Raw genomic sequence first — 1,139 nt, 5'->3', positions numbered from 1 at the left:
GAAAATTCTGGTTTAAGTTGGAATCTAATTAAGGAAAATACAGCTGACTTGGTGTATGTTGCAGAAAATGGTTTCGACTTAATAGAAAATGATGCAGAAGGAACGGAAAAAAATGCTTTAAAACCTAGTATTTTTAAACGCGTTGATATGGCCGAGATTATTACACCAGATTCAATAAGCGATATAGAAGCAGAAGATATGGACGAATTAGAAGCTTTAAAATACACGCTTACTTCAGATGCTTCAGGGGAATATCAGGCATTGGAAATTGATGATGGTTGGTTATCTTTCTTCTCGGATAACTTTGATACCGGATATTTTAGATTTCCGGCTAAATTCCTTCCAATGTTTGTAGGATTGACTGCTTTAGGATTTGCTTATTTCTTCACCATATTTATTTTTGCCACAACGATAATTGAAATTGGAATTAAACGAATTGTAGCCTTATTTGTATTCGCGACTGATTTAGAGTCAGGACAGCGAACTAAACAAGTAGTAATGGATATATGTAACGCCTTTATGCTTATTGGTTTTACCGGTTTAATGTTCCGTTTTTATACGATATTTTTAACTTTCTTAGGATCTTCAGATGTAAATATCTTTATTTATCTAGTATCCATTGTTTCGGCTACATTCATCTTAATTAAAGGATCTAATACGATTATGAAATACTTCGGCATAGATGTTGGATTAAAAGATGGATTTGTACAAATGGCAGGCGCTCTTGGTGTAGCTGCAGGCGCTGCATCCCTAGCAAAAAAAGCAGGTGGGTCAGTTTCTAATATGGCAAGTAAAAAACAAGATAACAATAGCACAAAAGATAAATTAGCAGATGAAGCAAATGAAGATGGTAAATCTGTAAATGATGATTTAAAAGGTCAAAATGGTCCTAAGAAATTAGGCGGTCTTAAAGGTAGTGTTAATAGTGCAGGAAAAGCACTTGGTTACATGAATGAACGTGGCTTAGGTGGAATGGCAGAAGATGCCCTTAAAGGTACTGGTTCAGGTATTTCAGGCGCCGTTAAACAGGGAACTAAGGTCGTTTCTAATGGTGTTCAAGGGGTTAAAGATAGCTTCAGTGAAGGGGCTGTAAGTGGTGCTTTACAAGCGCAAGATAACAAGGATAGATGGAATGGTAG

1 protein-coding gene is annotated in these 1,139 nt (G+C 36.2%); it reads left to right on the top strand.

What is annotated here, in order from left to right:
• On the top strand, positions 1 to 1,139 hold a 1,139-nt coding region (locus AC0B9F_RS38350), incomplete at both ends, for a pLS20_p028 family conjugation system transmembrane protein (protein ID WP_472010462.1).

Source organism: Streptomyces sp. NPDC097129, assembly GCF_055668065.1.
Note: the sequence above shows the minus strand (reverse complement) of the source record. Positions and strands in the feature narration are given on the sequence as shown.